Source organism: Microcoleus sp. OTE_8_concoct_300, from assembly GCF_031383065.1.
Taxonomy (GTDB): domain Bacteria; phylum Cyanobacteriota; class Cyanobacteriia; order Cyanobacteriales; family Microcoleaceae; genus Microcoleus.
Window position 1 is genome coordinate 1 of the sequence record NZ_JANMZH010000921.1, and the last position, 3,763, is coordinate 3,763.

General features: G+C 39.9%; 4 protein-coding genes. 3 read left to right on the forward strand and 1 reads right to left on the reverse strand.

Translation table 11 applies throughout. From position 1 onward, the window contains the following. The first annotated feature begins 152 nt into the window (after window positions 1-152). Both ACUVJL_RS39300 and ACUVJL_RS39305 read left to right on the forward strand, forming a co-directional pair. Window positions 153-674 carry a hypothetical protein gene (locus ACUVJL_RS39300; protein WP_445250768.1) on the forward strand — a complete coding sequence of 174 codons (522 nt, stop codon included), beginning with the start codon at window positions 153-155 and terminating at the stop codon, window positions 672-674. 33 nt (window positions 675-707) lie between these two features. Then, complete coding sequence (locus tag ACUVJL_RS39305) at window positions 708-2,435, forward strand: MORN repeat-containing protein (RefSeq protein ID WP_445250769.1); 1,728 nt, start codon at window positions 708-710, stop codon at window positions 2,433-2,435. 172 nt (window positions 2,436-2,607) lie between these two features. Here ACUVJL_RS39305 and ACUVJL_RS39310 read toward each other — a convergent pair whose 3' ends face one another. Beyond that, window positions 2,608-2,829: a type II toxin-antitoxin system HicB family antitoxin gene (locus ACUVJL_RS39310; protein WP_445250770.1), complete on the reverse strand. Its 222-nt coding sequence runs from the start codon at window positions 2,827-2,829 to the stop codon at window positions 2,608-2,610. Between the two features lie 231 nt (window positions 2,830-3,060). On the opposite strand from ACUVJL_RS39310, the gene ACUVJL_RS39315 reads away from it, so the two are divergent. Next, window positions 3,061-3,666, forward strand: coding sequence for a Uma2 family endonuclease (locus tag ACUVJL_RS39315; protein ID WP_445250771.1), 606 nt, complete (start codon window positions 3,061-3,063; stop codon window positions 3,664-3,666). Window positions 3,667-3,763: the final 97 nt, after the last annotated feature.

Sequence of the window (3,763 nt, forward strand, 5' to 3'; positions counted from 1 at the left end):
GCAGGAATTAGTCATAAATATTGCCAATCTATTCACAAAAAAGGTGGCTATTCCTATGGATTTTGATTCAAGGCGACTGAAGTCGCAGCCGCTTTCCTCCCCATGTCTAAAGCCAGGGGCTTCTCGCTCGTTTTCTGGTGAGAAACGGAAGTGTGCATATAGAGTGTGGGCCTAACACAATCAGCAGCGCTAAAGAACAAGTCGAAAATATTAAGTATTCTCAAGCATTTTTTATTACAGGCACACAGTTGCTTGTCAAAAATCAAAATAGAAACGTCAACTTGTCAAATACAAGTATTGGCGTCCTTCAAGGCTCGGCTAATTTAGCAGCAGTTGCCAGAGTATATCCTCGTGCTGAAATAGTACAGTTTCCCGAAAGATATTTAGGCATAACAGCAGTGTCGAACGGTAAAATTACTGCATTTGCGGGCGATACGGTTCTTTTGGTAGGAGAAGCCGTCAGACAAGGATTGTCTGTAGATAATTTTGCTTTATTGCCCAGTCAACCTCTTTCCTGTGACGTATATGGGATGATACTTCCCGCCAACGATTCTCAGTGGCAAAATTCTGTTAATTCTTTCATTAATAGCAGTGAAGGAAAACAGGCTTGGGGTACTTGGTTTGGAGGATTAGTGCCTTATCTAAAAGCAACTATTGATTATTGCAGTAGATAATCCTAGTTTTTTTTAAATCAAGAGGATAGACCAATGACTAGAAAGTTGTGGAATGATATTTTATTAACAATCTTTTGTATCATAGGAGCAGTCGTTCTATTATTTTTAGCACGAGGTTTAGTATTTTTCATCCTTAGACCTTTGACGCTGTGGACAGAGGTAGTATTCTCTCAGCTCACAAGTGGCAATCTGCTGGAAATCCAAATTACTGGTATAGAATGGTTAGATATTATTTTACGTGTGCTCATTGTAATCCCTGTAATTATTATTGTAGGTCTATGGCAAGTTTTGGCAAACGCTGACGATCCAGAAATTAGGAAAATAAAAGGTATTCCCGGAACAATTGTTTGGAATATTATCTGGGGTGCTTTTATTAGTATAGGCTATGGAATACAGTCTTGGGTATATAGATTTGGCTACCTTCCTGCTGTTATTATAATAGTTCCTACAACCTTATTTTTATGCTTTTTTAATACCATCCTTGACTATCAAAACCTCGTCTCACTCGTTATCTATAGAGTGAGTGATAGCCCCTACATGGATATATTCACAGATAGAGCCGTTAAATATATCAATAACAAAATTTATATTACTGAATTTGTCAAGTGGACGACTCAAGATGCTGTTGCTATCAATAACTTTTTTGACTACTGGTTTTATACTCTCAGAGCATCTATACTAGGTTTTAGATTTGAAGGAATTTGGCAGTGGCTAGTAGCTTTCCCTATTAACGTAATTGCTAGTATTTGGTACTTTTGCTTAGGATATCTTCACATATTAGCAGGTATAAATACAGAAAGAATTGAGCTTGATGAGGAACTAAAATTAATAATTTATCCTCGAAATCATAAGATTCCTAGGGGTAGCATAGAGGTCGTACTCTTCTCTTTATGCTTGTCTTTAATGTTATTTTTACCTTTTCAAAATGAAATCAAACAATGTATTGGTTGGCAAGCAGGTTTCTGCCCTCTGACAAGTGAGATTACATACGATGGTGGTGGTAGATATAAGGGTGATACTTTAAATGGTAAACCGCATGGTAAAGGAGTATTTATTAGTGCTAAGGGCGATCGCTACGAAGGGGAGATCAAGAACGGGCAATACGAAGGTAAAGGCCTGTACACTGATGTGAAGGGTCATCGGTATGAAGGGGAGTTCAAGAACGGGCAATACAAAGGTAAAGGTGTGTTTACTTATGCAAATGGCGAGCGGTATGAAGGGGAATGGAGTAATGATAAAAGAAATGGTCAAGGCGTGTTAAGTTATGCGAATGGCGATCGCCTAGAAGGAGAGTGGAAAGATGATAGTTACGTCAAGGGTGTGTATATTTACAAAAATGGCGATCGCTATGAAGGTGAGTGGAGTAATGAAAAGCGCAATGGTAAAGGGACTTTGACCTATGCAGATGGAAAGCGTTACGTAGGCGATTTTCGGGACGGCGAAATCAATGGTAGAGGGAATATGACTTACCCTAAAAACAATCAGACACAAAGTTATGACGGTGAGTGGAAAAATGGCAACTATAACGGTGTAGGTACTATTATTTGGTCTGATGGCGATCGCTATTCCGGGAATTGGCTTGATGGAAAATTTTATGGCTATGGAATATACACATGGGCTAATGGCAATCGCTTTGAAGGGCAGTGGCAGAATAACAAGGCCAACGGTTTAGGAATAATGATATATTCTGATGGGACTCGTAAATCAGGAACTTGGAAAAATGGTGAGTTAATTACACCTAGCTTTTCATTAACTCCATGACTGTAAAGCACAGAGTTGAAGCTCGATCGCCCGCCGCTGACAAGTAGTCTCAAGTCTCCAAGTATTAGAAGAATTAGAAAGTATGATCGCGCCCTAAAAATACCAATAAATTAGAAAAAAGGTCGCTCGCCATTTTCTCCTCCAGCACACAAACAGAATTTTACAATAGCATTCAACAAGCAATTTGAAGCGTCCTGGGTTCAGGGATAGATTCACCTTCTGCTTCCCAAGCTTCTAAATACATTTCAATCACTTCTTCGCCGTTATCAATTGCTTCAGAGCGAGTTTGACCGTGAGTGCAAGGCATCACCACGCGATCGGCAAACTCTGGAATCGTGACCAGGAAAAGTCGATCGACCTCCGACCATTGAACAATCATACTGTATTGACTCATAAATCCTCGCCCTTCCTGAGAAATAATTATTATGTTAAAATTAGGCTTACGCACTATAGCGGTTCTCAAAAAAGTGAGGTATGCCCTATGCCCTATGCCCTATGCCCTATGCCCTATGCCCTATGCCCAGTTCTCATCTTTCTGAGAAATGCTATATATCCAGGGCTAAGGGCAACCGGGTGTGGGATTCCCTAGTCCGGAAAATGATATTATAACATTGGAGGTTTTTCCATGATTCAATTGATATCTAAGTTAATAACTTTCGATGAATTTCTGGAATGGAAACCAGAAAACGAACGCTATGAACTACACAACGGAGTCATTTTTGAAAGGCAAACCACAGGACAACATGAAGAAGTTGTTGATTTCTTGCAGACAGAACTAATATTAGAAACTCGGAGACTGCAACTTCCCTATCGCTTCCCCAAGAATGCCCTTGTTAAAACTCCAAATCAAGAAACGGGTTATTTACCTGATATTTTAGTAGTCAACCGTGATGCTTTAGCCCTAGAACCTTTATGGGCAAAATCCTCCACAATTACTCAAGGATCGTCCATTACTCTCGCGATTGAAGTGGTCAGCACAAATTGGCGCGATGATTATGCACATAAAATGATAGACTATGAAGCATTAGGTATTCCTGAATACTGGATTGTCGATTATTTTGGTTTGGGAGGTAGGCGTTATATTGGTTCTCCTAAACAGCCTACTTTATCTGTTTGTCAATTAGTAGATTGTGAGTATCAGGTTAGGCTATTTCGGGGAGATTCAAGGGTTGAATCGGTGGTATTTCCTGAGTTAAATTTGACAGCAGAGCAAATTTTTAATGGTGCGTAAGTCTGGAGGGTGTCAATCTATAGCCTTTCTCAGAAAGATGAGAACTGGGCATAGGGCATAGGGCATAGGGCATAGGGCATAGGGCATAGGGCATACC

Bases quoted from the DNA above. Each gene is read 5' to 3' on its own strand.
- ACUVJL_RS39310 (WP_445250770.1), bottom strand. From the start codon at position 2,829: ATGAGTCAATACAGTATGATTGTTCAATGGTCGGAGGTCGATCGACTT.
- ACUVJL_RS39305 (WP_445250769.1), top strand. From the start codon at position 708: ATGACTAGAAAGTTGTGGAATGATATTTTATTAACAATCTTTTGTATC.
- ACUVJL_RS39315 (WP_445250771.1), top strand. From the start codon at position 3,061: ATGATTCAATTGATATCTAAGTTAATAACTTTCGATGAATTTCTGGAA.